Annotated in this window: 20 protein-coding genes, 2 tRNA genes and 2 pseudogenes; 10 read left to right on the forward strand and 14 right to left on the reverse strand. The window is 59.5% G+C overall.

What is annotated here, in order from left to right; translation table 11 throughout:
* Positions 1-104: 104 nt before the first annotated feature.
* Positions 105-884, forward strand: a complete 780-nt coding sequence (fpr, locus tag ACRESH_RS09360; RefSeq protein ID WP_003222277.1) for a ferredoxin-NADP reductase — start codon at positions 105-107, stop codon at positions 882-884.
* 71 nt (positions 885-955) lie between these two features.
* Here fpr and tsaA read toward each other — a convergent pair whose 3' ends face one another.
* The 10 genes and pseudogenes from tsaA to ACRESH_RS09410 all read right to left on the reverse strand — a co-directional run bounded on the left by tsaA (position 956) and on the right by ACRESH_RS09410 (position 10,666).
* Positions 956-1,651: a tRNA (N6-threonylcarbamoyladenosine(37)-N6)-methyltransferase TrmO gene (tsaA, locus tag ACRESH_RS09365; protein WP_431741727.1), complete on the reverse strand. Its 696-nt coding sequence runs from the start codon at positions 1,649-1,651 to the stop codon at positions 956-958.
* Positions 1,652-1,658: 7 nt separating this feature from the next.
* Positions 1,659-2,120 (reverse strand): DUF1456 family protein, encoded by a 462-nt coding sequence (locus ACRESH_RS09370; RefSeq protein WP_431741728.1) that lies wholly within the window; start codon positions 2,118-2,120, stop codon positions 1,659-1,661.
* Positions 2,121-2,167: 47 nt separating this feature from the next.
* Entirely contained in the window at positions 2,168-2,878 is a 711-nt protein-coding gene (locus ACRESH_RS09375) for an rRNA pseudouridine synthase (protein ID WP_431741729.1), read from the reverse strand.
* Between the two features lie 130 nt (positions 2,879-3,008).
* Complete coding sequence (locus tag ACRESH_RS09380) at positions 3,009-3,479, reverse strand: GNAT family N-acetyltransferase (protein WP_431741730.1); 471 nt, start codon at positions 3,477-3,479, stop codon at positions 3,009-3,011.
* 89 nt (positions 3,480-3,568) lie between these two features.
* The gene (rimO, locus tag ACRESH_RS09385) at positions 3,569-4,906 is read right to left on the reverse strand and encodes a 30S ribosomal protein S12 methylthiotransferase RimO (protein WP_431741731.1); all 1,338 of its coding nucleotides are present in this window, start codon (positions 4,904-4,906) and stop codon (positions 3,569-3,571) included.
* Positions 4,907-5,211: 305 nt separating this feature from the next.
* The gene (locus ACRESH_RS09390) at positions 5,212-6,084 is read right to left on the reverse strand and encodes a lipopolysaccharide kinase InaA family protein (protein WP_431741732.1); all 873 of its coding nucleotides are present in this window, start codon (positions 6,082-6,084) and stop codon (positions 5,212-5,214) included.
* Positions 6,085-6,232: 148 nt separating this feature from the next.
* Positions 6,233-7,528, reverse strand: a complete 1,296-nt coding sequence (locus ACRESH_RS09395; protein ID WP_431741733.1) for a virulence factor family protein — start codon at positions 7,526-7,528, stop codon at positions 6,233-6,235.
* Positions 7,528-10,083: pseudogene (gene mprF / locus ACRESH_RS09400) on the reverse strand (bifunctional lysylphosphatidylglycerol flippase/synthetase MprF); the annotation flags it as partial. The gene ACRESH_RS09395 and the pseudogene mprF, both read right to left, overlap by 1 nt.
* A 296-nt stretch (positions 10,084-10,379) precedes the next feature.
* Positions 10,380-10,456, reverse strand: a tRNA-Met gene (locus ACRESH_RS09405).
* Positions 10,457-10,589: 133 nt separating this feature from the next.
* A tRNA-Met gene (locus tag ACRESH_RS09410) sits at positions 10,590-10,666 on the reverse strand.
* 227 nt (positions 10,667-10,893) lie between these two features.
* Between ACRESH_RS09410 and dinB the strand changes: the two genes are divergently transcribed.
* On the forward strand, positions 10,894-11,952 hold the full coding sequence (gene dinB / locus ACRESH_RS09415; RefSeq protein ID WP_431741795.1) for a DNA polymerase IV: 1,059 nt from the start codon (positions 10,894-10,896) through the stop codon (positions 11,950-11,952).
* Positions 11,953-11,996: 44 nt separating this feature from the next.
* Here dinB and ACRESH_RS09420 read toward each other — a convergent pair whose 3' ends face one another.
* The 3 genes from ACRESH_RS09420 to ACRESH_RS09430 form a co-directional block, all read right to left on the reverse strand.
* Positions 11,997-12,950 carry a hypothetical protein gene (locus tag ACRESH_RS09420; RefSeq protein ID WP_431741734.1) on the reverse strand — a complete coding sequence of 318 codons (954 nt, stop codon included), beginning with the start codon at positions 12,948-12,950 and terminating at the stop codon, positions 11,997-11,999.
* A gap of 18 nt (positions 12,951-12,968) precedes the next feature.
* The gene (locus tag ACRESH_RS09425; protein WP_431741735.1) at positions 12,969-14,684 is read right to left on the reverse strand and encodes a proline--tRNA ligase; all 1,716 of its coding nucleotides are present in this window, start codon (positions 14,682-14,684) and stop codon (positions 12,969-12,971) included.
* Positions 14,685-14,854: 170 nt separating this feature from the next.
* Complete coding sequence (locus tag ACRESH_RS09430; protein ID WP_431741736.1) at positions 14,855-16,159, reverse strand: OprD family porin; 1,305 nt, start codon at positions 16,157-16,159, stop codon at positions 14,855-14,857.
* A gap of 815 nt (positions 16,160-16,974) precedes the next feature.
* On the opposite strand from ACRESH_RS09430, the gene ACRESH_RS09435 reads away from it, so the two are divergent.
* Together ACRESH_RS09435 and ACRESH_RS09440 are read left to right on the forward strand one after the other, a co-directional pair.
* Positions 16,975-17,406 carry an HIT family protein gene (locus ACRESH_RS09435; protein ID WP_431741737.1) on the forward strand — a complete coding sequence of 144 codons (432 nt, stop codon included), beginning with the start codon at positions 16,975-16,977 and terminating at the stop codon, positions 17,404-17,406.
* Positions 17,407-17,409: 3 nt separating this feature from the next.
* Entirely contained in the window at positions 17,410-17,616 is a 207-nt protein-coding gene (locus ACRESH_RS09440) for a SlyX family protein (protein WP_431741738.1), read from the forward strand.
* Positions 17,617-17,686: 70 nt separating this feature from the next.
* Here ACRESH_RS09440 and ACRESH_RS09445 read toward each other — a convergent pair whose 3' ends face one another.
* Positions 17,687-18,274, reverse strand: a complete 588-nt coding sequence (locus ACRESH_RS09445; RefSeq protein WP_431741739.1) for a cold shock domain-containing protein membrane protein — start codon at positions 18,272-18,274, stop codon at positions 17,687-17,689.
* 321 nt (positions 18,275-18,595) lie between these two features.
* On the opposite strand from ACRESH_RS09445, the gene ACRESH_RS09450 reads away from it, so the two are divergent.
* The 6 genes and pseudogenes from ACRESH_RS09450 to ruvC all read left to right on the forward strand — a co-directional run bounded on the left by ACRESH_RS09450 (position 18,596) and on the right by ruvC (position 23,240).
* Positions 18,596-19,069, forward strand: coding sequence for a Dps family protein (locus ACRESH_RS09450; RefSeq protein WP_038996657.1), 474 nt, complete (start codon positions 18,596-18,598; stop codon positions 19,067-19,069).
* 259 nt (positions 19,070-19,328) lie between these two features.
* A pseudogene (locus ACRESH_RS09455) lies at positions 19,329-19,532 on the forward strand (ribbon-helix-helix domain-containing protein); the annotation flags it as partial.
* A gap of 109 nt (positions 19,533-19,641) precedes the next feature.
* Positions 19,642-19,863: an FmdB family zinc ribbon protein gene (locus ACRESH_RS09460; RefSeq protein ID WP_431741740.1), complete on the forward strand. Its 222-nt coding sequence runs from the start codon at positions 19,642-19,644 to the stop codon at positions 19,861-19,863.
* A gap of 94 nt (positions 19,864-19,957) precedes the next feature.
* The gene (gene aspS / locus ACRESH_RS09465) at positions 19,958-21,733 is read left to right on the forward strand and encodes an aspartate--tRNA ligase (protein ID WP_431741796.1); all 1,776 of its coding nucleotides are present in this window, start codon (positions 19,958-19,960) and stop codon (positions 21,731-21,733) included.
* A 119-nt stretch (positions 21,734-21,852) separates the two neighbouring features.
* On the forward strand, positions 21,853-22,599 hold the full coding sequence (locus ACRESH_RS09470; RefSeq protein WP_431741741.1) for a YebC/PmpR family DNA-binding transcriptional regulator: 747 nt from the start codon (positions 21,853-21,855) through the stop codon (positions 22,597-22,599).
* A gap of 116 nt (positions 22,600-22,715) precedes the next feature.
* Positions 22,716-23,240, forward strand: coding sequence for a crossover junction endodeoxyribonuclease RuvC (gene ruvC / locus ACRESH_RS09475; RefSeq protein ID WP_431741742.1), 525 nt, complete (start codon positions 22,716-22,718; stop codon positions 23,238-23,240).
* Positions 23,241-23,283 lie beyond the last annotated feature (43 nt).

Below are 23,283 nucleotides of genomic sequence, written 5' to 3' on the forward strand. Positions count from 1 at the left end.
AAGACATATCTTGATAATTCAGTTAACAGATATTGTCGCTCGCACTAAACTATCGCGCAATCGCGCTCTAGGTTAGCGCTGCGTTTTATTTCAGGAGCCCGTACATGAGCAACATGAACCACGAACGTGTCCTCAGTGTTCACCACTGGAATGACACCCTGTTCAGCTTCAAGTGCACCCGCGATCCGGGCCTGCGCTTCGAGAACGGTCAGTTCGTGATGATCGGCCTGCAACAGCCCAACGGCCGCCCGCTCATGCGCGCCTACTCGATCGCCAGCCCAAACTGGGAAGAGCATCTGGAGTTCTTCAGCATCAAGGTGCCGGACGGCCCGCTGACCTCGCAGTTGCAGCACCTGAAGGAAGGCGATGAGATCATCATCAGCAAGAAGCCTACCGGCACCCTGGTACTGGACGACCTGAATCCGGGCAAGCACTTGTACCTGCTGAGCACCGGTACTGGCCTGGCGCCGTTCATGAGCGTCATCCAGGATCCGGAAACCTACGAGCGCTTCGAAAAAGTGATCCTGGTCCACGGTGTCCGTTACGTCAACGAAGTCGCCTACCGCGAGTTCATCACTGAGCACCTGCCGCAGAACGAGTTCTTCGGCGAGGCGCTGCGTGACAAGCTGATCTACTACCCGACCGTGACCCGTGAGCCGTTCGAAAACCAGGGGCGTCTGACCGACCTGATGCGCAGCGGCAAGCTGTTCAGCGACATCGGCCTGCCACCGATCAACCCGCAGGACGACCGTGCGATGATCTGCGGTAGCCCGAGCATGCTGGATGAAACCAGTGAAGTGCTCGACAGCTTCGGCCTGAAGATCTCGGCGCGCATGCGTGAGCCGGGCGACTACCTGATCGAGCGTGCATTCGTCGAGAAGTAAGCAGCGCTGAAACAAGAAAGCAGGCCTCGGCCTGCTTTCTTGTTTCAGCCCGCTCCCACCCCAATAGTTTTTTAGAGATCGATAACCACTTCCAGCACCCGGATCTGCTCCGGCTGCGGATAGTGCCAGCGTACCTGCACATCCCAGAACTTCACCCCATACACACGCTCCGGTGGTGGGTTCTGGTAAGCCGGGCGCGGGTCCTGGGCCAGGCACTGTTCGATCAGCTCAACCAGCGGCTCGCCAAGGCGTAAGGCATGTTCGCGGGCCTGGGGCTGGGCAGTCTCACTCCAGGCGACTGGAATCGGCGCTGGTGGCGCGCTGGCCATCTGGTTGGTTGCGCAACTGACCGCGTCGGCGTAAGGCACATAGGGCTTGATGTCGAGCACCGGGGTGCCGTCGAGCAGGTCGATGCCCGACAGCAGCAGGCGTCCGGCTTCAACCTTCTCCAGTCGCACAACCGATTGGCCGATGCCGTTGGGCCGATGAGTCGCTCGGGTGGCGAACACGCCCATGGACGTGTTACCACCCAGACGCGGTGGACGTACCTTGAGCCGTGGCTTGTCTTCCAGGGCCTGGTGGAACATGAACAGCAACCAGACATGGCTGACCTGTTCGAGCCCGGCCACCGCATCACCGTTGTCGAAGGGTGGCAGCAGCTCCAGCACGCCGCGCGCCGCTGGCGCCAGCTGGGGCTGGCGCGGGATGGCGAACTTTTCCTTGAAGCAGGAACGGACGAAGCCGATCGGTGCAACGCTGTAGTTCATCGACGTATTAGCCACGGACTCGCAGGGTCAGGCCCTTGAGGAAGTTGCGCAGCAACTGGTCGCCACACGGACGGTAGTTGTTGTGCCCGACCTTGCGGAACAGGGCGCTGAGCTCCGGCTTGGATACCGGGAAATCGGCAGCTTTGAGGATCGCATGCAGGTCGTCTTCCTTCAGCTCGAAGGCCACTCGCAGTTTCTTCATGATGATGTTGTTGGTCACTGGCAGTTCGACTTGCTGCGCGGGGCGGCTGTCGTCCTTGCCACGCTTGAAGATCACCAGGCCATCGAGAAAGTGTGCGATGACTTCGTCGGGGCAGCGCACGAAGCCTTCTTCTTCGTCTTTCTTGAGGTAGGAGACGATATCGTCCGTGGCGACTTCGAAGCCGCTGAGCTTGATGATATCGCTCAGTTTGGCGTCGTTGACGTCCAGCAGGTAGCGCAGGCTGCGCAGTACATCGTTGTGAATCATGGTGACAATCCTGTTCGGGGCGCTACCCGGGTGGTTGCGCCTTGTTGCTAGAATTTTTCGCTGGCCGACAGATAGCGCCACTGGCCCAGGGGCAGCTTGCTCATGGACACGCCACCAAGGCGAATCCGCCGCATGCTCAACGGAGTGACCCCAACGCTGTTGCACAGCAAGGCGATCAGGCCCGGCTGCGGGTTTTTCAAGACCATGCGCAGGCGCGTCTCGTTCTGCCAGCTGGCCTTGATCTTTGGCAGCTCCTTGCCCTTCCAGGTGAATCCGCGGTTCAGCCGCTCCAGGCCGTGTGCAATCATTTCGCCACTGACTTCAACCACATACTCCTGTTCGAGCTTGGCCAGGTCGGCGTCGAGCTTGCGGGTGATCCGCCAGTCCTGGGTGAACACCTGCAGGCCGCTGGCGCCTTGTTGCAACGGCGCCACGCTGCTCAGGCGGGCGAAGTGGCCCTTGAGTGGGCGACGGCCATGACTGTGTTCTTCTGAAAGGCTGGCGGCCGTAATACTGTTGCAGGCGCTGTCGATGTCCAGGCCGGACGGCTGGTTGAGCAGCAGGGTGACCGGTTCCAGGGCTTCGGCGCGGGCGCCGGCCTGCAATTGGACCTGCTGTTCGCTCACCTTGAATTGCGGCTCGTCGACCACCGCGCCGTCCACGGTGACCCAGCCGCCTTCGATATACAGCTCGGCCTCCCGCCGGGAACAACCGACCAGTTCGATAAGGCGTTTGGAAAGGCGAATGGGTTCAGACATGACGACAGCCGTAGGTACAGGGAAAGGTGCCTATTGTAACCGTGCGGACAGGCCGAGGTCCGGCAACATTCGCCCATCGGGTCATTAATCTGCGATTTCGCTGCATTTCAGAAAGGTATAACGCTTTCTGTCAGCCAGTTTGGACGGCTTTTGTCTGAATCAGTCTCAGATGCAGCAAGGGATAGGGTTGACCCATGCCATCCGTTTCCGAGCGTCCGACGACCTCGAACCCCTGGCGCAGATAGAAGCCCAAAGCCTGGGGGTTCTGTTCGTTGACATCGAGCTGGACAGCGTTGAGTTCGTCGATGGCGTAGCGCAACAGGAGTTTACCCAGGCCCTGGCCGCGCATGGACGGATCGATGAAGAGCATTTCGACCCGCCCGGCGGCAACGCCGGCAAAGCCGGTGATCCGCTGCTGGGCATCCTTGCAGCAGATCAGCATCACCGCATCCAGATATTGGCTGAGCAACAGCTCGCGTAACAGGCAGATGTAGCTGTCGGGCAGGAAGTCATGGGTCGCACGCACAGACGCTTCCCATACGCACGCCAGCTCCGGGTAGTCGCTAAGCCTCGGGGTTTGCACGCTGCTGTGCTTGTACATCGCTCCGCTCTCCTTGGGTAACAGGGAAACGATAGTTGCAAAAAAAAGCCCCGCCAGGGGCGGCAGGGCTATTTTTCAGCGGGTCGGGATCAGATCGGCTCGGCCCACATGTCGTACTCGTCGGCGTCGGTGACCCGGCAGCGCACGGTGTCACCAGGCTTGAAGCCGTGGTTACCGTCGATGAACACGTTACCGTCGATCTCCGGCGCGTCGAAGTAGCTGCGGCCGACCGAGCCTTCTTCTTCCACTTCATCGATCAGTACATCGATTTCGCGGCCAATGCGCAGTTGCAGGCGGGCACTGCTGATTGCCTGCTGGTGGGCCATGAAACGATCCCAGCGTGCCTGCTTGATGTCGTCAGGGACGATATCCAGCCCCAGGTCGTTGGCCGGAGCGCCTTCGACCGGCGAGTACTGGAAGCAGCCGACGCGGTCGAGCTGGGCTTCGGTCAGCCAGTCGAGCAGGTACTGGAAGTCTTCTTCGGTTTCACCCGGGAAGCCGACGATGAAGGTGGAGCGGATGATCAACTGCGGGCACTGCTCGCGCCAACTCTTGATGCGCGCCAGGGTCCGGTCTTCGAAGGCCGGACGCTTCATCGACTTGAGCACTTTCGGGCTTGCATGCTGGAATGGAATGTCCAGGTACGGCAGGATCTTGCCGGCAGCCATCAGCGGGATGATGTCGTCGACGTTCGGGTACGGGTAGACGTAATGCAAGCGCACCCAGGCACCCAGGCTGCTCAGCGCTTCGCACAGTTCGAGCATGCGGGTCTTGACCGGGCGACCGTTCCAGAAGTCGGTCTTGTACTTGACGTCGACGCCGTAGGCGCTGGTGTCTTGGGAGATCACCAGGATTTCCTTGACCCCGGCCTTGACCAGGCGTTCGGCCTCGCTGAGGACTTCACCGACCGGGCGGCTGACCAGCTTGCCGCGCATCGACGGGATGATGCAGAAGCTGCAGCTGTGGTTGCAGCCTTCGGAAATCTTCAGGTAAGCGTAGTGGCGCGGGGTCAGCTTGACGCCTTGCGGCGGCACCAGGTCGATCAGCGGGTTGTGGTCCTGGCGCGGCGGCACCACTTCGTGCACGGCGTTGACCACCTGCTCATACTGCTGCGGGCCGGTTACCGCCAGCACGCTCGGGTGCACGTCGCGGATGCTGCCTTCCTCGACACCCATGCAGCCGGTGACGATGACCTTGCCGTTTTCCTTGATGGCTTCGCCGATAACTTCGAGGGACTCGGCCTTGGCGCTGTCGATGAAGCCACAGGTGTTGACCACCACCACATCGGCGTCCTGATAGGTGGGCACGACTTCATAGCCTTCCATGCGCAGTTGGGTCAGGATGCGCTCGGAGTCGACCAGGGCCTTGGGGCAACCCAGAGAGACGAAGCCGACCTTAGGCGTGGTGGGCGTAGGAGTGGTGGACATGACTAACCTCGGTGTAATGGGGACAGTCGTGCGAGCGCCGCTGTCCTGTTGGGCGCTAGGCTTTGTACGAAAAGTGCCTGCGCGTCGATCATGCTGCGTTGAAAACAGGCTCGGAATGCTCATTTACAATCAGTAAACTCCGCTTCCTCGCCTGTTTTCGCCTTGCCTGATCGCCGCTCGGCGACTTTTCGTACAAACCCTAGCAGCGCCTCTGATCAAAAAGTGCGCAATTCTAGCGGTGCGCAACGGAGTTGACCAGCTTTAAACAGGGAAATGTGACGAGTGCTGTGCGCTGGAGTTCGGCGTTACTGCGCTTTGAAAGCCGCTTGCGCCTCAGGACAGGCAAGAATCGAGTAGCGCTTCGTGCGAGAGACCTTTGTGCTGAGGAAACGTTCGAACACAGGCACGAATACACCGCGGTCCAATGCCGGCTGCTCGGCACTTAAATAGTGCTCGCAGCAAGTCCGGTAGTCGTCCATGGAAATGAATCGCTTGATCCAGTAGTGGAAAAAATAACCCATCAGAAACCCCAGGCTAAAGTCGCGATCAATCACCGAGTGCGCACAACATTCGAAATCAATCAGTCGCAGCTGACCATCGGGGGCGATCAGGATGTTCTTGGGGTGGGGGTCCATGTGCACGAAGCCTTCATCGAGCATGCGTGCGAACAGATGAAAGACCTGCGGCAACAGTGTTGAGGCCTGTTCGGGGTGGGCAATCAAACGATCATCGACGCTGCAGTGATCCTCTAGAAAGTCAACCAGCAGATACTCTTCCTTGAGAAACGGAAACCGCCCCTTGTAGCCAAAGGCTGCAACTTTAGGGGCGTAAGCGGATTTGGCGGACACCGCTGAGAGGTTGATGAACTCGTTGGTCAAGTCATGCAGGCCAAAGGCCTTCTTCAGGCCCAGATAGTTCCGCAGCTGCTTTTTCCAATGGATCAAGCGATTGTGCTTGAGCACCCATTTGCGCTCACCTTCCAGCAGGAAAACCCCACGGGTCGCTTCTGGGGTGTCCAAGGGAATGTGCTGTTCCGGGGTAGCAAAAAAGCGCTGCACAGCTGTGGAAAGCGCGTGGTGATGGTGCGGATCAAAATGAAAGGTGACGCCCTCAATCCGCTGTTTGTGGAGCGTTCGGGTAAGGCTCCTGAGGTGACGCATGTGCCGCTCCTGAATCAAGACAAAATGGCCAGCGCCTCTGTTCTCCCTGGGACTGATTGGGAGGGATAAGGGCCTCTGATCGAAAAGTGCGTAATCCTAGCGAGCGTGATGCTACTTGGCCAGCAGAGGTGCGAACTACCCACAGACAGATAGTTGCTTGCACAGGTCAATTTTGTTTGGCGACGCTGGTTTTGCCTTGGCGATTCTCGATATCACCGATCAAGCGCTTGGCCAGCGCCGGGTAGTTCTCGTCGAAATGATGTCCACCCGGCAGTTTCAGGCGCTCGCCAACCGCCGTGTGGTCCGTGCAGCCACTTTCACCGGCTTCTTCCTCGCCATAGATGCAGACCACTTTGGCTGCCGGCAGCTTGGCCATTTCCGGCCCGGTAGGCGCTTCTTTGCCGGCATTGCCCAGCCAGCCTTCGACTTCGATCTCGAAGCTGCCACTGCGGGCGAAGGCCAGCAGGATTACCGCGTCGATACGTTTCTGGTCTTCAGTGGGAAGGCGGTTGTAGATGGCAGGCAAGACGTCTGCGCCAAAGGAGTAGCCGGTCAGCACGAAACGCTTGGTGCCCCATTTCTGCCGGTAGTGCTGCATCAGTTCCGACAGGTCGACGGCGCTTTGTTCTGGGGTTTTGTGCTGCCAGTAGTAACGCAGGGTGTCGATGCCGACCACCGGGTAGCCAAGTTTGGCCATCTCACCGGCCACGTCGCGGTCCAGGTCGCGCCAGCCGCCGTCGCCGGAGAGGAACAGGGTCACGGTGTCGGTGGTCTGGCCAGCCGGGACTTCCACCACCGGGATGCTCAAGGCGTTGCCTTCTTTGCCCACCAGGGCCTGGATCAGTTGTGCCTTGAGCACTTGCGGCAGGTGGATGTCGTAATCGCTGATGCTGGTTTCGGCGTTGGGCTGATCGCGCACGAAGGCTGCGCTGGCGTCGTCCGGGTTGTCGTTCCAGGCCACGCTCCAGTGGCCGTGGGCAGCTGACTTGGGCAGCGGTGTGGTGCAGCCGGGGCGTTCGACGCTGAAATCTACCGAGATAGCCTGGGCCTTATCGTCGTTCTGGCTGGCCAGCCAATCCCAGGCTTGAGCGGCACCCGGGCCGATACCCGCAACCAGGGTCGCAGGGCCTTGCAGTTGTTGCAGCGCTTGTTTCAAGGCGGCTTGTTGCAAGGTGCAATCGGCTGGCGGCAGGATTACCTGAACCAGCTGCGCTTCACCGCTCTGGCTCAGGTTTAACAGTTGCTTGTCAGTCAGGGCCTGGTCCTGGGGCACGGCAATGGCCACCAAGGCTTTAGTGTGGGTACCAGGGGTAACCCGGCTCAGGCTGCTGCCATCGCCCAGGCTCAGGTGTTCCAGGCGTGGCTCAGGCGCTGGGCGGGTCCATAGCCAGAAGCCCAGGGCAGCGGCCAGCAAGCCCAGGGCCAGTGTTGCCAGGAGGTACAGCCAGTAGCGTCGGATCATCAGCGTTTCACCAATCCGGTTAGGCCGCCTGCGATCAGGGCGGCGGTGTCAGCCAGTGCCACCAGCGGATCGAGTCCGGCAGGCACAGCCATGTAGCGAGGTTCCCAATCAGGTTGGAACTTGTCCTTGAAACGACGCAGGCCCTGGAAATTGTAGAGCTGCTCGCCACGCTGGAACACTATCGAACCCAGGCGTTGGGTCAGGGGCGCGCCACGGCGGGGTTGCAGGCCTGAGAGTGGCACCATGCCCAAGCTGAAGCGGGCGTAAGCCTGGCTCTTATAGTGCTGGATCAGGCCGATCATCATGAACTCCATGGTCAGCTTCGGGGCTTGTGGATGGGCGCGCATCAGGTCGAGGCTGGCCAATTCGCGGCTGTGGGTTTCGAGCAAGTTGGCAAAGGCTACCGGGCGCCCCTCGAAGCGGATCAGGGCAATGCGGAAATGTTGCAGGTACTCGGGGTTGAATCGGCCAAGGGAAAAGCCTTTCTCACGCACGTTCTTGCCGCTCAGCCAGGCGTCGGAGATGACCTTGAGTTCCTCAAACGGGGCTTGCCCCGGCTCATGCACTTCCAGGCTCAAACCATCGCGGCCACCGCGGTTCCAGGTGTAGCGCAGGTCTTTCATCTCCTTGCCCTTGGTATCCAGGTCAAAGCGCTTGAGGTCGACCCGCGCCTCTTCGCCCAGCTTGATCGCGGTCAAGCCGATGTCCATGTAGAACGGCAGGTTCTCGGCACGCACCTGATAGAACACGGGGCGGGCGTGGTGCACGTCACACAGGTCGCGGAACTGCCAGATCATCTCGGCGCGCTTGTGCGCCGGGCCGATCGGATCGTACAGGGCGACCAGGCTGCGACCACGGCGGGCGTACATGAGGAAAGCGTCGTCATCGGGATGGAACAACAGCGCCTTGTCGCCGGTCAGCACCAGGCCGCCGTCAGGTTGGTCCGAGGCCTGCAGAATGCGCTTAGCGTGTTGCAGCTCTTCAGTGTTTGGCAGGTCAATCACCGGGCGTGCGGTACGCAGCAACCAGGTCAGAGCGACCGCCACCAGCAATACCGCGCTGCCCAGGGCTGAGCGCAGGCCACGTGGGGCGTCGGCGTCCAAGGTGAATTGCCACCACAGTTGATGGCTGTAGGGTACATCTTGATAGGCGAACAGCAGCAGCCAGATCGACGCACCGAGTACACAGGCACTGGCTGCCAGGTAAACAGGCGAGAAGGGCAGCTCCAGCAAGCGGCTGGGGCGGTAGAAGGCGCGACGGAACAGCGCCAGCAGGCAGGCAGTGAACGTCAGGATAGTGGCTTCTTCCCAGTCGAAGCCTTTAAGCAGCGAGAGCAGGGCACCGGCCAGCAGCAGGATGGTGGTCAGCATCCAGGCGGCGGACAAGCGTCGACGCAGGCCCTGCGCCAGCAGCAGGCAAAGCACGCCAATCAGGCTGGCGCCGAAATGCGATGCGTCGATCAGTCGATGGGGTATGAGAAAGCCCAGATGTTCGAGGCGTTCGTCGATCTCCGGGGTAGCACCGGAAAACAGCAGCACCACACCGGAGAGGAACACCAGCACTGCCAGCACCGGGGTAGCCAGTCCCGATGCCACCTTGATGGCCTGCCGGGCTACCAGAAAACGCCGCGCCTCGCTGGCCAGCAACAAGGCGCAGGCCAGCAGCAATGGCAGTACCACGTAAATCAGGCGATAAAGCAGCAGGGCGGCGGCCAGGGGGGCAGCGCCGAGCTGATCGGCGAAAGCGGCCAGCAGGATGGCCTCGAATACCCCGACGCCCCCGGGTACATGGCTTAGCACGCCCGCAGCCAGGGCCAGCAGGTACACCAGCAGGAATGCAGCGAAGGGCGGCGCTTCAGGCAGCAGCAGGTACAGCACGGTCGCCGCAGCGGCGACGTCGAGGGCGGTGATCAACAATTGCAGGAAGGTCAGGCGTGCGCCCGGCAGGCGCAGGGTGCGTCGGCCGATCTGCACCAGCAGGTTGTCTGCTTGCGGCTGCTGCTGCAGGCGTCGACGGTACAGGCCGTAAGCCAGCAGAGCGCTCAGGGCCAGAACCGCCAGTGCAATGCTTGTCAGCAGTGCTTGAGGAAAATGCAGGGCTGTTGCCGCCGCTGGCAGGTTGCTCAGGGTTGCCAGGGCCGCCAGCGGCGGCAGCGCACAACCCAGCGAGAGGCTGGCGAACAGTGTCATGCGCGCGACTTCAGCAGCACCAATACCCTGGCGGGCATACAGTCGGTAACGCACTGATCCACCGGAGAGCAGCGACAGGCCGATGGCGTTACCAATGGCGAAAGCGCTGAATCCACCCATGACCAAGGTCTGTGGTGGCAACCGAACGCCGGCATAACGGCTGGCTGACCACTCGTAACCCAGCAGGATGATGAAGCCGACGACAGTTGTCAGGAAGGCTCCGGCCAGGGAGGCGGGGGGGACGCTGAGCAGCGAATCATGCAGGGCATAGATGTCCAGTTCGCTGAGCAGGTGACGGCAGGCGATCAGGGCGATGCTGAACAACAGCAGGGTCACGGCCAGGCCGATGGGCTGTCGATAGCGGCTCAAGCGCTCAAGCCAGCGCAAATGCTGGGCGGCGTTGGGCAGGGCGGAGGTGAAGGGCGCTTCTGTTTCGGATGTCTGGCTGCGCATCAAGCACCTCGTGGAGGGTGCACGCCAGGAGGAGAGAATCCAGCCAAGGTACCGATCCCTATGGAAAGTAGTGGCGACTATGATTGGGCCGCTGCCTGCCAAGAGGATAGTTAAAGAAAATTTATATTGCCGCGTGGGCTTGAAAGGGGGGAAGCTGAATCGCAGATGCAAAAAAGGCCACTTTTTGCAAAGTGGCCTTTTCTGTTGTTTGGTTGCGGGAGCCGGATTTGAACCGACGACCTTCGGGTTATGAGCCCGACGAGCTACCAGACTGCTCCATCCCGCGTCTGATTTGGCGGATTCTACAGCCTTTGGCTAAGCTGTCAACGCTTAATTGTTGATTTACAATAAATTTATGTCTGAGCACTTTCTTCAGCGCAAAGAAAAAGGCCACTCCGAAGAGTGGCCTTTTCTTAATCTGGTTGCGGGAGCCGGATTTGAACCGACGACCTTCGGGTTATGAGCCCGACGAGCTACCAGGCTGCTCCATCCCGCGCCTGTGAGATGAATTCTACAGTTATGCGCTGGGGTGTCAAGCACTCATTTTAAGAAAACCTTTTTTCTTCAAATGCTTAGCGCTTTGATTGGGGGCTACAAGGCAGCTCTGGTGGGGGATGAAGGTTTTTAGTGTGTATATTTATCCAGTGTCTGTGGTGCATGGGCACAGTGGGGTGAGATACTGCCTACACCATTGTTTACCTGTGGCTACGGTTGCTGATGTCCCTGCGCAAGATCATCCACATCGATTGCGATTGCTTTTATGCCGCTATTGAAATGCGTGACGACCCACGCCTGGCCGGGCGGCCGCTGGCGGTCGGTGGTTCGGCTGAGCGCCGTGGTGTGATCGCGACCTGTAACTATGAGGCACGGGCCTATGGCGTACGTTCGGCAATGTCCTCCCGGCACGCCCTTAACCTGTGTCCCGATCTGTTGATCGTAAAGCCACGCATGGATGCCTATAAAGAAGCATCCAGGGAAATACACACGATCTTTCGCGATTACACCGATCTGATCGAGCCGCTGTCCCTGGATGAAGCCTACCTGGATGTTTCAGACAGTTCCTGGTTTGCCGGCAGTGCGACGCGGATTGCCGCCGATATTCGCCGCCGGGTTGCCCAACAACTGCATATCACCGTGTCGGCCGGGGTGGCACCGAACAAGTTCCTGGCCAAGATTGCCAGTGATTGGCGCAAACCCAATGGCTTGTTTGTGATTACCCCTGATGAAGTCGAAGCATTTGTTGCTGCGCTGCCGGTCAGCAAGTTGCACGGTGTGGGTAAGGTGACTGCGGACAAACTCGGGCGCCTGGGCATCATCAGTTGCCTGGATCTGCGTGACTGGAGTCGCCTGGCCCTGGCCCGCGAGTTCGGCAGTTTTGGTGAGCGGCTGTGGGGGTTGGCGCGGGGCATCGATGATCGAGTGGTGCACAATGACAGTCGCCGCCAGTCAGTCAGTGTTGAAAACACCTACGACACGGATCTGCCTGATCTTGCCTGTTGCCTAGAGAAGCTGCCGGAACTCATGGAAACCCTGGCCGGGCGCATGGCGCGTATCGACGACAGCTACCGTCCGGGCAAACCCTTCGTCAAAGTGAAGTTCCACGATTTCACCCAGACCACCCTGGAGCAGGCCGGCGCCGGGCGCGACCTGGGCAGTTACCAGCAACTGCTCAGCCAGGCGTTCGCCCGGGGTGGCAAGCCTGTGAGGCTATTGGGTATTGGTGTGCGCTTGCAGGATTTACGCGGTGGGCATGAGCAGTTGGAGTTGTTTAGCCGTGATTGAATGAAAAAACGCCAGCAAGCTGGCGTTTTTTCAGAGCAGGGGCATCAATGCACGCCAGGGTCGGCGACCAGGCGGCCGGCATCCTTGGTCAGTGACTGGAGAAATTCCTGCTGCAGCTCGGGATCGTTGCGGGTGAGTTCGATCAGGCTCTGTTCCAGCTCGCTGGCTTCTTCTTCCAGACCCAGTTCGGACAGGCGCTTGACCCGGTGCACCCACTGACTGACTTCATCGTCTTCCAGATCGTCGAAGATCAGGTCGTGGGCTTCCACCAGCTTGTTGCGCAAGGTGCTGCTGATCAACAGGCTGGCATCGCCACGGACGTTGTTGTCCTCATCGGCGACCTGCAGGTGCAGGGTGCCGATGTGGGTCAGGTTCTGTTCGGAGAACGGGCTGTTGAGCAGGTTCAGGAGCAGCACCCCGTTGCGATCGGTAGTCAGCATATGGCTGATCTTGCCAGCTTTGACCTCAACTGGACGATCACTCCATGGCAGGCTGGTGTACTCCTGGCGTTTGTCCTTCTGTACCTCGGTGATCCCGGCAAGGTTCTGCTGGGCGCGGCCATTGGACTGGGCATTCATCAACGGGTTGAGTCCGTCGACACCATAGCTGAACCAGTCGCGCGTGACGCTATCGGGCAGGTTGCCCAGGGCGAAGATATTGACCACGTTGGCACCGACGCCGGCAACCACCGCCACCGCGCCCAGGGGAATCTCGTAGATTTCCCGCCAGGGTTGGTAGGGCGTGTAGCGATCATAACGACGGGTGACTTCGAATTCGGTGACTTCGAAGTTCTTCTGTTCGTGAATGCGTACACGCCGCTGAGGCAGTTCGATCACCTTGGGGTCCCCGACATCGATCTGCAGGCTGTGTTCGAGCAGCTTGCGCTCGATGCGTTCCTCATGCTCGCTGCGCTGGGACATCTGGTTGGCGCAACCGCTGAGCAACAGGGCACCGCACAGTGCGGCGCCCCCCAGGGTAAAGGTACTTCGCTTGAACATGATTACTCTTGCGTTGGCTTAGCGGCGGATGCGGGCTTGCAGGAACGACAGCACCTCGGCCACTGGCAGCGGTTGCGCGTCACGTTCGGTGCGGTGCTTGTATTCCAGGTTGCCGTCGGCCAGGCCGCGGTCGCTGACCACGATCCGGTGCGGAATGCCGATCAGTTCCATGTCGGCGAACTTGATCCCCGGGCTGGTTTTCTTGTCGCGGTCGTCCAGCAGTACCTCGAAACCGGCAGCGGTCAGCTCGGCGTAGAGCTTGTCGGTGGCTTCGCGGACCTGTTCGGTTTCGTAGCGCAGCGGTACCAGAGCGATCTGGAACGGGGCCAGGGTGTCGCTCCAGATGATGCCGTTGTCGTCGTAGTTCTGCTCGATGGCCGCAGCCACCACGCGGGACACACCGATACCGTAGCAGCCCATGCTCAGGGTCACTGGCTTGCCGTTTTCGCCCAGTACCTGGCACTTGAGCGCTTCACTGTACTTGGTGCCCAGCTGGAAGATGTGTCCGACCTCGATGCCGCGCTTGATCACCAGGGTGCCCTGGCCATCGGGGCTTGGGTCGCCTTCGACGACATTACGCAGGTCAGCGACTTGCGGAACGGGCAGGTCGCGTTCCCAGTTGACGCCGAAGTAATGCTTGTCATCGATGTTGGCGCCGATGCCGAAGTCGCTCATCAGTGCCACCGAGCGGTCGATGATGCATGGCAGTGGCAGGTTCAGCGGGCCGAGGGAGCCTGCGCCGGCGCCGATGGCGTCACGTAGCTCTTCGTCTGTGGCCATGACCAGTGGGCTGGCGACTTCTGGCAGGTTGGCGGCCTTGATTTCGTTCAGCTCGTGGTCGCCACGCACGATCAGGGCAATCAGCTTGCCTTCTTCGGCGCCGTGGACGATCAGGGTCTTGACGGTCTTTTCGATCGCCAGGCCGTAGTTTTCCACCAGTTGGGCGATGGTCTTGGCGTCCGGGGTATCGACCAGGCGCAGTTCTTCGCCAGGCGCAGGACGCACGGTTTCCCGTGGAATGGCCTCGGCTTTCTCGATGTTGGCGGCGTAGTCGGAGCTGTCGCTGAAGATCACATCGTCTTCACCGGACTCGGCCAGTACATGGAATTCGTGGGAGTAGCTACCGCCGATCGAGCCGGTGTCGGCTTGCACAGGACGGAAGTCCAGGCCCAGGCGGGTAAAGATGTTGCTGTAGGCCAGGTGCATGCGGTCGTAGGTTTCCTGCAGGGAAGCCTGGTCGGCATGGAAGGAGTAAGCGTCCTTCATGATGAACTCGCGGCCACGCATCAGTCCAAAACGCGGACGGATCTCGTCACGGAACTTGGTCTGGATCTGGTACATGTTCAACGGCAGCTGTTTATAGCTGTTGAGCTCGTTGCGGGCGAGGTCGGTGATCACTTCTTCGTGGGTCGGGCCCACGCAGAAATCACGACCGTGCCGGTCTTTCAGGCGCAGCAGCTCAGGGCCGTACTGCTCCCAACGGCCAGATTCCTGCCACAGCTCTGCAGGCTGGATGCTCGGCATCAGCACTTCCAGGGCGCCAGCAGCGTTCATTTCCTCGCGGACCACGGTTTCAACCTTGCGCATTACCCGAAGGCCCATCGGCAGCCAGGTATAAAGGCCGGATGCGAGCTTGCGGATCATGCCGGCACGCAGCATGAGCTGGTGGCTGATGACGACCGCGTCGGACGGGGTTTCTTTCTGGGTAGCGAGCAAATATTGACTGGTGCGCATGGTAGGCCGTTGTCGGTTGCTTAAGACTTTAAATGACCCCGCATTGTACGGGGGCGATTCGGTGGCGTACAGGATGCCGCAGCACGAAGGCGTTGTCAGCCCGAATCGAGACAAGAAAAAGCCCGGCAGTGCCGGGCTCTTTCGTACTGGGAATACTGAAAGCTCGGGGCTTACAGGATGCTCAGCGGGTACTCGACGATCAGACGCAGTTCGTCGATCGATGGCGAACCGTAGTAAACGCCATCCCCGGAGCGGTAGGTGGCTTGACGGATGCGGAAGCTCAGGTCTTTGGCCGCGCCTTCTTGCAGCACGTACTTGGCCTCGATGTCGCGTTCCCATTCCTTGCCGTTGTTGGTGCCTTCGACGTTGGCGTCGGTACCTTTGGCATAACGGGTCATGAAGCTCAGGCCTGGCACGCCGTAGCTGGCCATGTTCAGGTCATAGCGAGCCTGCCAGGATTTCTCGTCTTCGGCGTTGAAGTCGGAACGGGCAATGGAGTTGGCCAGGAAGATAGTGCCGCCACCGTCGATGCCGTAGGCGTAGTCGCCGTCACCGCTAACACGCTGGTGAGCAAGGGTGAAGGTGTGGGCGCCGATGTTGTAGGCAGCCGACAGGCTGAACGCACGGTTGTCCAGTTTGGTTACACCGTCAAAGGTGCGGACTTTGCCTTCGCCGTCGCTCTTGGTGTCATAAATGTTGAAGTCGAACACCAGGCCTTGTTCGTCATTGATCGGCAGTGCCCAGTTGACGTTGGCGTAGTACTTGCGCCAGTAGTCTTCGACCTTGGAGTAGTAGAGGCTGGTGCTCAGGGTGTCAGTGAAGGCATAGGTGCCACCGAAAACATCGGCCTGGGTCAGACCAGGGTTCTTCACGCGGTCGTCGTTAAGACCACCGATACTGTCGTGATAGGACTGCGATTGGGCATTCAGCGCGGTGAAGTGACCGGCATTCAGTTCCAGGCCTTTGATTTCCTTGCTGGTCACCAAGAAACCTTCAACGGTTTCCGGCAACAGGCGGCTGTCGTCGGTGGCCAGGACAGGCAGCGCAGTGAACTGGGTACCGTATTTCGCTACGGTGTCGGAAATACGCAGTTTGACTGCGCCGCCACCTTCGGAGAACGAGTCTTCGGAGCGACCGTCGGAGCCGGTAGGGAACTGGCCGGTACCGGCAACGTTTTTACCGCTGTCCAGTTTCAGGCCAAGCATGCCGATGGCGTCGACACCGAAACCGACGGTGCCTTGGGTAAAGCCGGATTCGTAGGTACCGAGGAAGCCCAGGCCGGTTTCTTCGCGGCGGCTCTGTTCGTCGTGCGGGTTGTTGCGGAAGTCGCGGCTGAAATACAGCATGCGGGTTTTGACGTTCAGTTGGCTATCTTCGACAAAGCCCTTGGATTCACTTTGAGACGAGGCCACTGCCATCTGCGAGGTGCCCGCTGCAACAGCCAGGGCGATAATGCTCCACTTCATCACGCGCATCGTGATTTGCTCCTTTGGTTTTTAGGAAGAGTACTGCCGTCGCCGGTTGGTTTTTTTATGCGGCGCGGCTCTTTCTTTTTTTGTCGGCGGAAATGTATATCACGCAGACTGTTGTTGGCGATATGGGGGGGAAGAACCTTTCGGTAACTTTACGGTCATGTCGCTAACGGTTATGTCCCTGTCGCAAATCACGCCCCGATTTTACGGGCCGTACAACTCCAGCGCTGTCCCGGACGGCTTAAGGATAGGTAAAAACAATCTAGCCCCCTGACCCCAGAACTCCCTGGTTTACCCATGCAACTGTTGTTATTTGTCGCGCTCCACCGCATCAATGCAGGTGTCGTGCCGACTGTGGCGGATCAGAATGCAACAAGCGTGCTCAAACGCCGGGTTAGTTCACAAAATTTTCACGTTCGCGCCGGCGGAGGGCTCAAAACGCCGTAAATACGGGGGGTTAAGATCCATTGGTTCGCGTGTGTGGGTTGTTCTGGAATAAGAGAGAAAGTTGTCTTTTCAGTCAAAGCGTTACCGTAAAAACGGGGCACTGAGTAGTTTTCGGATATTTTAGGCGCCCGACGCTCAAAGTGAGCCTCATTTTGGTGCGAAAAGTAGCGTTTCGGGATGCGTCAGGCTGTTACCTGTTGATTTGTCGGGAAAAAAGGGGCGAGAAATGGCCAAAGTGGTGCATTTCTTCCTGTTGGCGACTGTCTGGCAATGCTCCGGCGCGTGATCAGGGGTATCCTAGCGCATCCGGTCTGTGGCACGGGGTTAGCTGTGCGCGGGCAAAGTATTAAACAGTTGTAGGAGATTCCCCTGTGTTTGGTCTTGATCCACGTCTTCAGGAAGACACCTATGTGCTGGGGGACTTTCCTCTTTGTCGGCTGTTACTGAGCAAGGATGCCAACTATCCCTGGTTTATTTTGGTGCCGCGTCGTGCCGATATCAGTGAGTTGTTCCAACTGAGTGACAGTGATCAGGCGCAACTCTGGAAAGAAACCACCTTTCTGGCTGAAACCCTGAAAGACAGTTTTGCCGCCGACAAAATGAATGTCGCGACGCTGGGCAATGTGGTCAGTCAGCTGCATATGCATGTCATTGTGCGCCGCCGTTCCGACCCTGCCTGGCCGGCACCGGTCTGGGGCAGCAAACCTGCTGTGGCTTATGAAACCGAACAGGTTGTGCAGGTTCGCGAGCGTCTGAAGACGGTGCTCAGTAATAATGACGACATCACATTCGCCGAGGTGTGAGAGATGACACTTGAAGCGCGGGTAACCGAGCTGGAAAGCCGCCTGGCCTTTCAGGACGATACAGTACAGGCCCTCAATGATGTGCTGGTCGAGCAGCAGCGGGTGGTTGAGCGTCTGCAGCTGCAAATGGCGGCATTGCTCAAGCGTTACGAGGAAATGGTCGGCCAGTACCAGAGTGGCGAGGACGAGGCGCCGCCGCCTCATTATTGATTCGCGTCGTGTTCCGGTATGAAAAAAACCGCGGTCGCCCAGGCGCCGCGGTTTTTTTGTTGCCGCAGGATCAGCGCCGTGGGGCGGCGATCACGTCTTCGGCCTGCAGGCCTTTGTCGCGGTTCATCACCGAGAACTCCACGCGTTGGCCCTCGACCAGGACGCGGTGGCCTTCACCGCGAATGGCGCGAAAGTGCACGAAGATGTCATCACCTGAATCACGGGAGATGAAGCCGAAGCCTTTGGAGGTGTTGAACCACTTGACCGTACCGGTATCGCGGTTGCTCATGTCGTACTGGGTGTGCTGGCTGCGCGCGCTGCCGGTTCTGAGGAAGCCGGCGACCAAGTGCAGCGCGACGGCCAGCAGGGTGCTCGCCAATGCCGGCAGGTTGCCCAGCTCCGGGCGGGCCAGCAGGGTCAGGGTCTGCAGCACCACGGCCAGCACCAGCAGGGCACTGGCCAGGCGCTGAAGGTGCAGTCGTGCGCCTTTGTAGTGCTGGGGCACCACAGGGGCGAGGAGCAGGTTGAGCAGGCCGAAGAGTGCCAGGTAAACGGCCTCCGGTTGTTGCAGCAGGGGGACAGCGTCGGTTCTTAGACTAGGTATGAAGGACAGCAGCAAAGCTGCAGCGCCCGTCAGCAGGTGGACGATCTTGAACATGTTGGTTGGCTCACATTGATAAGGCATATCACAGGAAGAGCTGACATCACGGCGCACATTGGCTTGAGAAGCGCAAAAACGTGAGAAAAGGTCAGCCTATGCGCCCCTGCACTGACAATCGTCAGGGACGGCACGCCGCCTATTTAACAGCAAAGCCCGGGGCTTCTCAAATCATCGGCAAGCCGTGTGTCGCTTGCTCCGGGCCCGAGCCCCCGGTGCCTGCAGCGCTGTGTCGCAGGCGCGAGGCTGCAGCCGGTGGCAAGTCTTGATACAGTGGGGTGTACCTGCTTGATCATCAAACATCATGGAAAGGGGCGTCGCATGGCTATTGATATCGGTATCAGCGAAGAAGATCGCAAGTCCATTGTTGATGGATTGTCGCGGTTGTTGTCGGATACTTATGTACTTTATCTGAAGACCCATAATTTCCACTGGAACGTTACCGGTCCGGCCTTTCGTACATTGCACTTGATGTTCGAAGAGCAATATAACGAACTGGCCCTGGCGGTGGACTCCATTGCCGAGCGCATTCGTGCCCTGGGTTTCCCGGCGCCGGGTGCTTATTCGATTTATGCGCGCTTGTCTTCGATCAAGGAAGAAGAGGGTGTGCCGGCTGCAGAGGAAATGATCAAGCAGCTGGTGGAAGGGCAGGAGGCGGTGACCCGTACGGCTCGCAGCATCTTCCCGCTGCTCGATAAAGTCAGCGACGAGCCAACCGCAGACCTGCTCACCCAGCGTATGCAAGTGCATGAAAAAACCGCCTGGATGTTGCGCTCACTGCTGGAAGGTAAATAGTCCGGTCGCGTAATTAGCGGTTTAGCATAAATGCTCGGGCTCATCGCTGACTCGGGCATTTATCATTAATAGGGAATGTGTTCTATCGTGATGCTATTCCTTGCCTCTTGCCGAGCAACCCTACAACCAGAGCCAGCCGGTCTGCTGGAAGCAAACAGCACTGCAGCGCTTTATTAGGGTATGTCTCTGAGTGAAAAATTACTCAGGGTTATTTCCCTGTTAGTTAAATCCTGTGGTGTTTTTATGTCTGCATGGATGAATCGCGGAGGACGTGTGGCGGGCGGGACGGGCAAGGAGGGAGTCGATCCAGGCGAACTTCAATATGGGCTTGGCCCAGCCGTTGTCCCGCTCGGTGCGCTTGAACGGGTTTGCCACTTGTCTGCGTCTGGAGCAAATCTACTGGCGCATCCTCGAGCGGATTGCCGAGGTAAACCAGTGCACCGTCAGCGCCTCTGCTCGGCACACAGGTGACACGCTAGTCGGTTGCCGGGCTGCACAGCACACCTTAACCATATATAATCCCGCGCTTTACTGCCTGAACCAGCCTGCGCTGTGGTTAACGAGACACGCCTATGCCCCTGTACGACTATCAATGTGCTTCCTGTGATCACCAGATGGAAGTCCTCCAGAAGATCAGTGCCGCGCCGCTGAGCGATTGCCCGGCATGTCAGAAGCCCGAGCTGAAGAAGCTGATTTCTGCCCCGGGATTCCGCCTGGGCGGTACAGGCTGGTACGAAACCGACTTCAAGACCGGTGCGAAAAAGAACCTTGCAGGCGGCGACAAAACCGACTGAGTTGAATTGCACCGGCAGGGTCTTGCACTATTAGCCTTTTGGGGCGCCAAGGCCTCCACTGAACACACGAATGACGAGAAGCGAAACCACCATCATGATGCGCAGCCATTATTGCGGCCAACTGAACGAGAGCCTGGAAGGTCAGGAAATTACCCTTTGCGGATGGGTCCATCGTCGCCGCGACCACGGCGGGGTGATTTTCCTCGATATCCGTGACCGCGAAGGCATGGCTCAGGTCGTTTTCGACCCGGATCGCGCAGACAGCTTCGCCGCCGCGGATCGCGTGCGCAGCGAATATGTGGTGCAGATCACCGGCAAGGTACGTCCGCGTCCAGCTGGCGCTGTGAACGCCAACATGGCCTCCGGCGCCATCGAAGTGCTGGGTTACGAGCTGACCGTACTGAACGAAGCTGAAACCCCGCCGTTCCCGCTCAACGAGTACTCCGACGTCGGTGAAGAAACCCGCCTGCGCTATCGCTTCATCGACCTGCGTCGTCCGGAAATGGCCGAGAAGCTGCGCCTGCGCTCGCGGATCACTTCCAGTATCCGTCGCTACCTCGACGAAAACGGCTTCCTCGACGTTGAAACGCCGATCCTCACTCGTGCCACCCCTGAGGGGGCGCGTGACTACCTGGTGCCGAGCCGTACCCACGCTGGCAGCTTCTTCGCCCTGCCGCAATCGCCACAGCTGTTCAAGCAATTGCTGATGGTTGCCGGTTTCGACCGTTACTACCAGATTGCCAAGTGCTTCCGCGACGAAGACCTGCGCGCCGACCGTCAGCCGGAATTCACCCAGATCGACATTGAGACCAGCTTCCTCAATGAATCCGAGATCATGGGCCTGACCGAGAACATGATCCGCAAGCTGTTCAAGGAAGTCCTGGACCTGGAGTTCGGTGATTTCCCGCACATGACCTTCGAAGAAGCCATGCGCCGCTACGGTTCCGACAAGCCGGACCTGCGTAACCCGCTGGAACTGGTTGACGTCGCCGATCAGCTCAAGGACGTCGAGTTCAAGGTCTTCAGTGGCCCGGCCAACGATCCGAAGTGCCGCGTTGCCGCCCTGCGTGTGCCTGGCGCTGCCAGCATGCCCCGTAGCCGCATCGACGAGTACACCAAGTTCGTCGGCATCTATGGTGCCAAGGGCTTGGCGTACATCAAGGTCAACGAACGCGCCAAGGGCGTCGACGGCCTGCAGTCGCCAATCGTCAAGAATATCCCTGAGGCCAACCTCAACGTGATCCTCGATCGCGTCGGTGCGGTCGACGGCGACATCGTGTTCTTCGGCGCCGACAAGGCCAAGATCGTCAGCGAGGCGCTGGGTGCCCTGCGGATCAAGGTCGGTAACGACTTCAACCTGCACACCTGCGAGTGGGCACCAATGTGGGTTGTCGACTTCCCGATGTTCGAAGAAAACGACGACGGCAGCTTCACTGCGCTGCACCACCCGTTCACCGCGCCCAAGTGCTCCCCTGAAGAGCTGGCGGCCAACCCGGCCACCGCGCTGTCGCGCGCCTACGACATGGTCCTCAACGGTACCGAACTGGGTGGCGGTTCGATCCGTATCCACCGCAAGGAAATGCAACAGGCAGTCTTCCGTCTGCTGGGTATCGAAGCGGCAGAACAGGAAGAGAAGTTCGGCTTCCTGCTTGACGCCCTGAAATTCGGTGCGCCGCCGCACGGTGGTCTGGCCTTTGGTCTGGACCGTCTGGTAATGCTGATGACCGGCGCGCAGTCGATTCGTGAAGTCATTGCCTTCCCGAAAACCCAGAGCGCCGCCTGCGTCATGACCCAGGCCCCTGGCCTGGTCGATGCCAAGGCCCTGCGTGAGTTGCATATCCGTCTGCGCGAACAGCCCAAGGCTGAGTAAGCGGACCCGGGCGCATCCAAATGGATGCGCCTTTGCGTTGAGCAGTACGGAATTTATGGTTCCTGCCCGGTTTGCGCCGGGCAGGGGCGTGGCATTGTTTCAAAGGATTCGGAGTCGTTATGGCTGGTCATTCCAAATGGGCAAACATCAAGCACCGCAAAGAGCGTCAAGACGCCAAGCGGGGCAAGATCTTCACCAAGTGGATCCGTGAGCTGACCGTCGCCGCCAAGCAGGGCGGTGGCGATCCGGGCTCCAACCCGCGTCTGCGCCTGGCTCTGGACAAGGCGTTGGGTGCCAACATGAGCCGCGACATCATCGACAGGGCAGTTGCCCGCGGTGCTGGCGCGACCGAGGCCGACAACGTCGAAGAGCTCAGCTACGAGGGCTACGGTCCGGGTGGCGTGGCGATCATGGTCGAGGCCATGACCGACAATCGCAACCGCACTGCGGCTGCCGTACGTCATGCCTTCAGCAAATGCGGCGGCAACCTCGGGACCGACGGCTCTGTGGCTTACCTGTTCGAGCGCAAGGGGCAGATCAGTTTTGCCGCGGGCGTTGATGAAGATGCGTTGATGGAAGCGGCGATGGAGGCCGATGCCGACGACGTGGTCAGCAACGAAGACGGCTCCTTCGATGTGTTCACCTCCTTTGCCAGCTTCTATGCCGTGCGCAACGCGCTGGAAGAGGCGGGCTTCAAGGCCGCGGACGCGGAAATCGTCATGCAACCGACCACCAGTGCCGAACTGGATCTGGAGGGTGCGCAAAAGGTGCTCAAGCTGATCGACATGCTCGAGGACCTGGACGACGTGCAGAACGTCTACTCCAATGCCGAGATTCCCGACGAAGTCATGGAAAGCCTCGGCTAAAGTACAGCCCTGGCTGGTTGGAAGCCGGATCCGCCTGCAGTCGTGTTGCGACTGCGAGCGGGTCCGGCTTCTGTCTTTGCAACGACGCGACTCGCGTCAATGAATACGCAGGCGTTATGACTCTGATTCTTGGCATCGACCCCGGATCGCGCATCACTGGATACGGTGTGGTGCGTCAGGGCGCGCGAGGCTGCGAGTATGTGGCTTCAGGATGCATTCGAACCGGCAGCGGCGAGTTGCCCGAGCGCTTGCAGATCGTGTTTCGCGGCGTACGCGAGATCATCAGCCAGTACGGCCCGGTGACCATGGGTATCGAGCGCGTGTTCATGGCCCGTAACGCCGACTCCGCGCTGAAGTTGGGCCAGGCCCGTGGCGTGGCCATCGTCGCGGCCATTGAAGAAGGGCTGGAGATCGCCGAATACAGCGCAACCCAGGTCAAGCAAGCCGTTGCCGGTACTGGCGGGGCCAACAAGGAGCAAGTGCAGATGATGGTCATGCACCTGCTCAAGTTGACCCAGAAGCCACAGATCGATGCCTCCGATGCCCTGGCCATTGCCCTGTGTCATGCTCATACCCGCTCCAGCCTGTTGCCTCACGGTCTGAGCACCGCTCGCAGTCGTAGCGGACGTTTGCGGCTCTGATAGCATCATGCGCTGAAACAATTTTTGACCGGGCAATGCCATC

The sequence above is a fragment of the Pseudomonas sp. genome (assembly GCF_050739775.1).
Taxonomy (GTDB): domain Bacteria; phylum Pseudomonadota; class Gammaproteobacteria; order Pseudomonadales; family Pseudomonadaceae; genus Aquipseudomonas.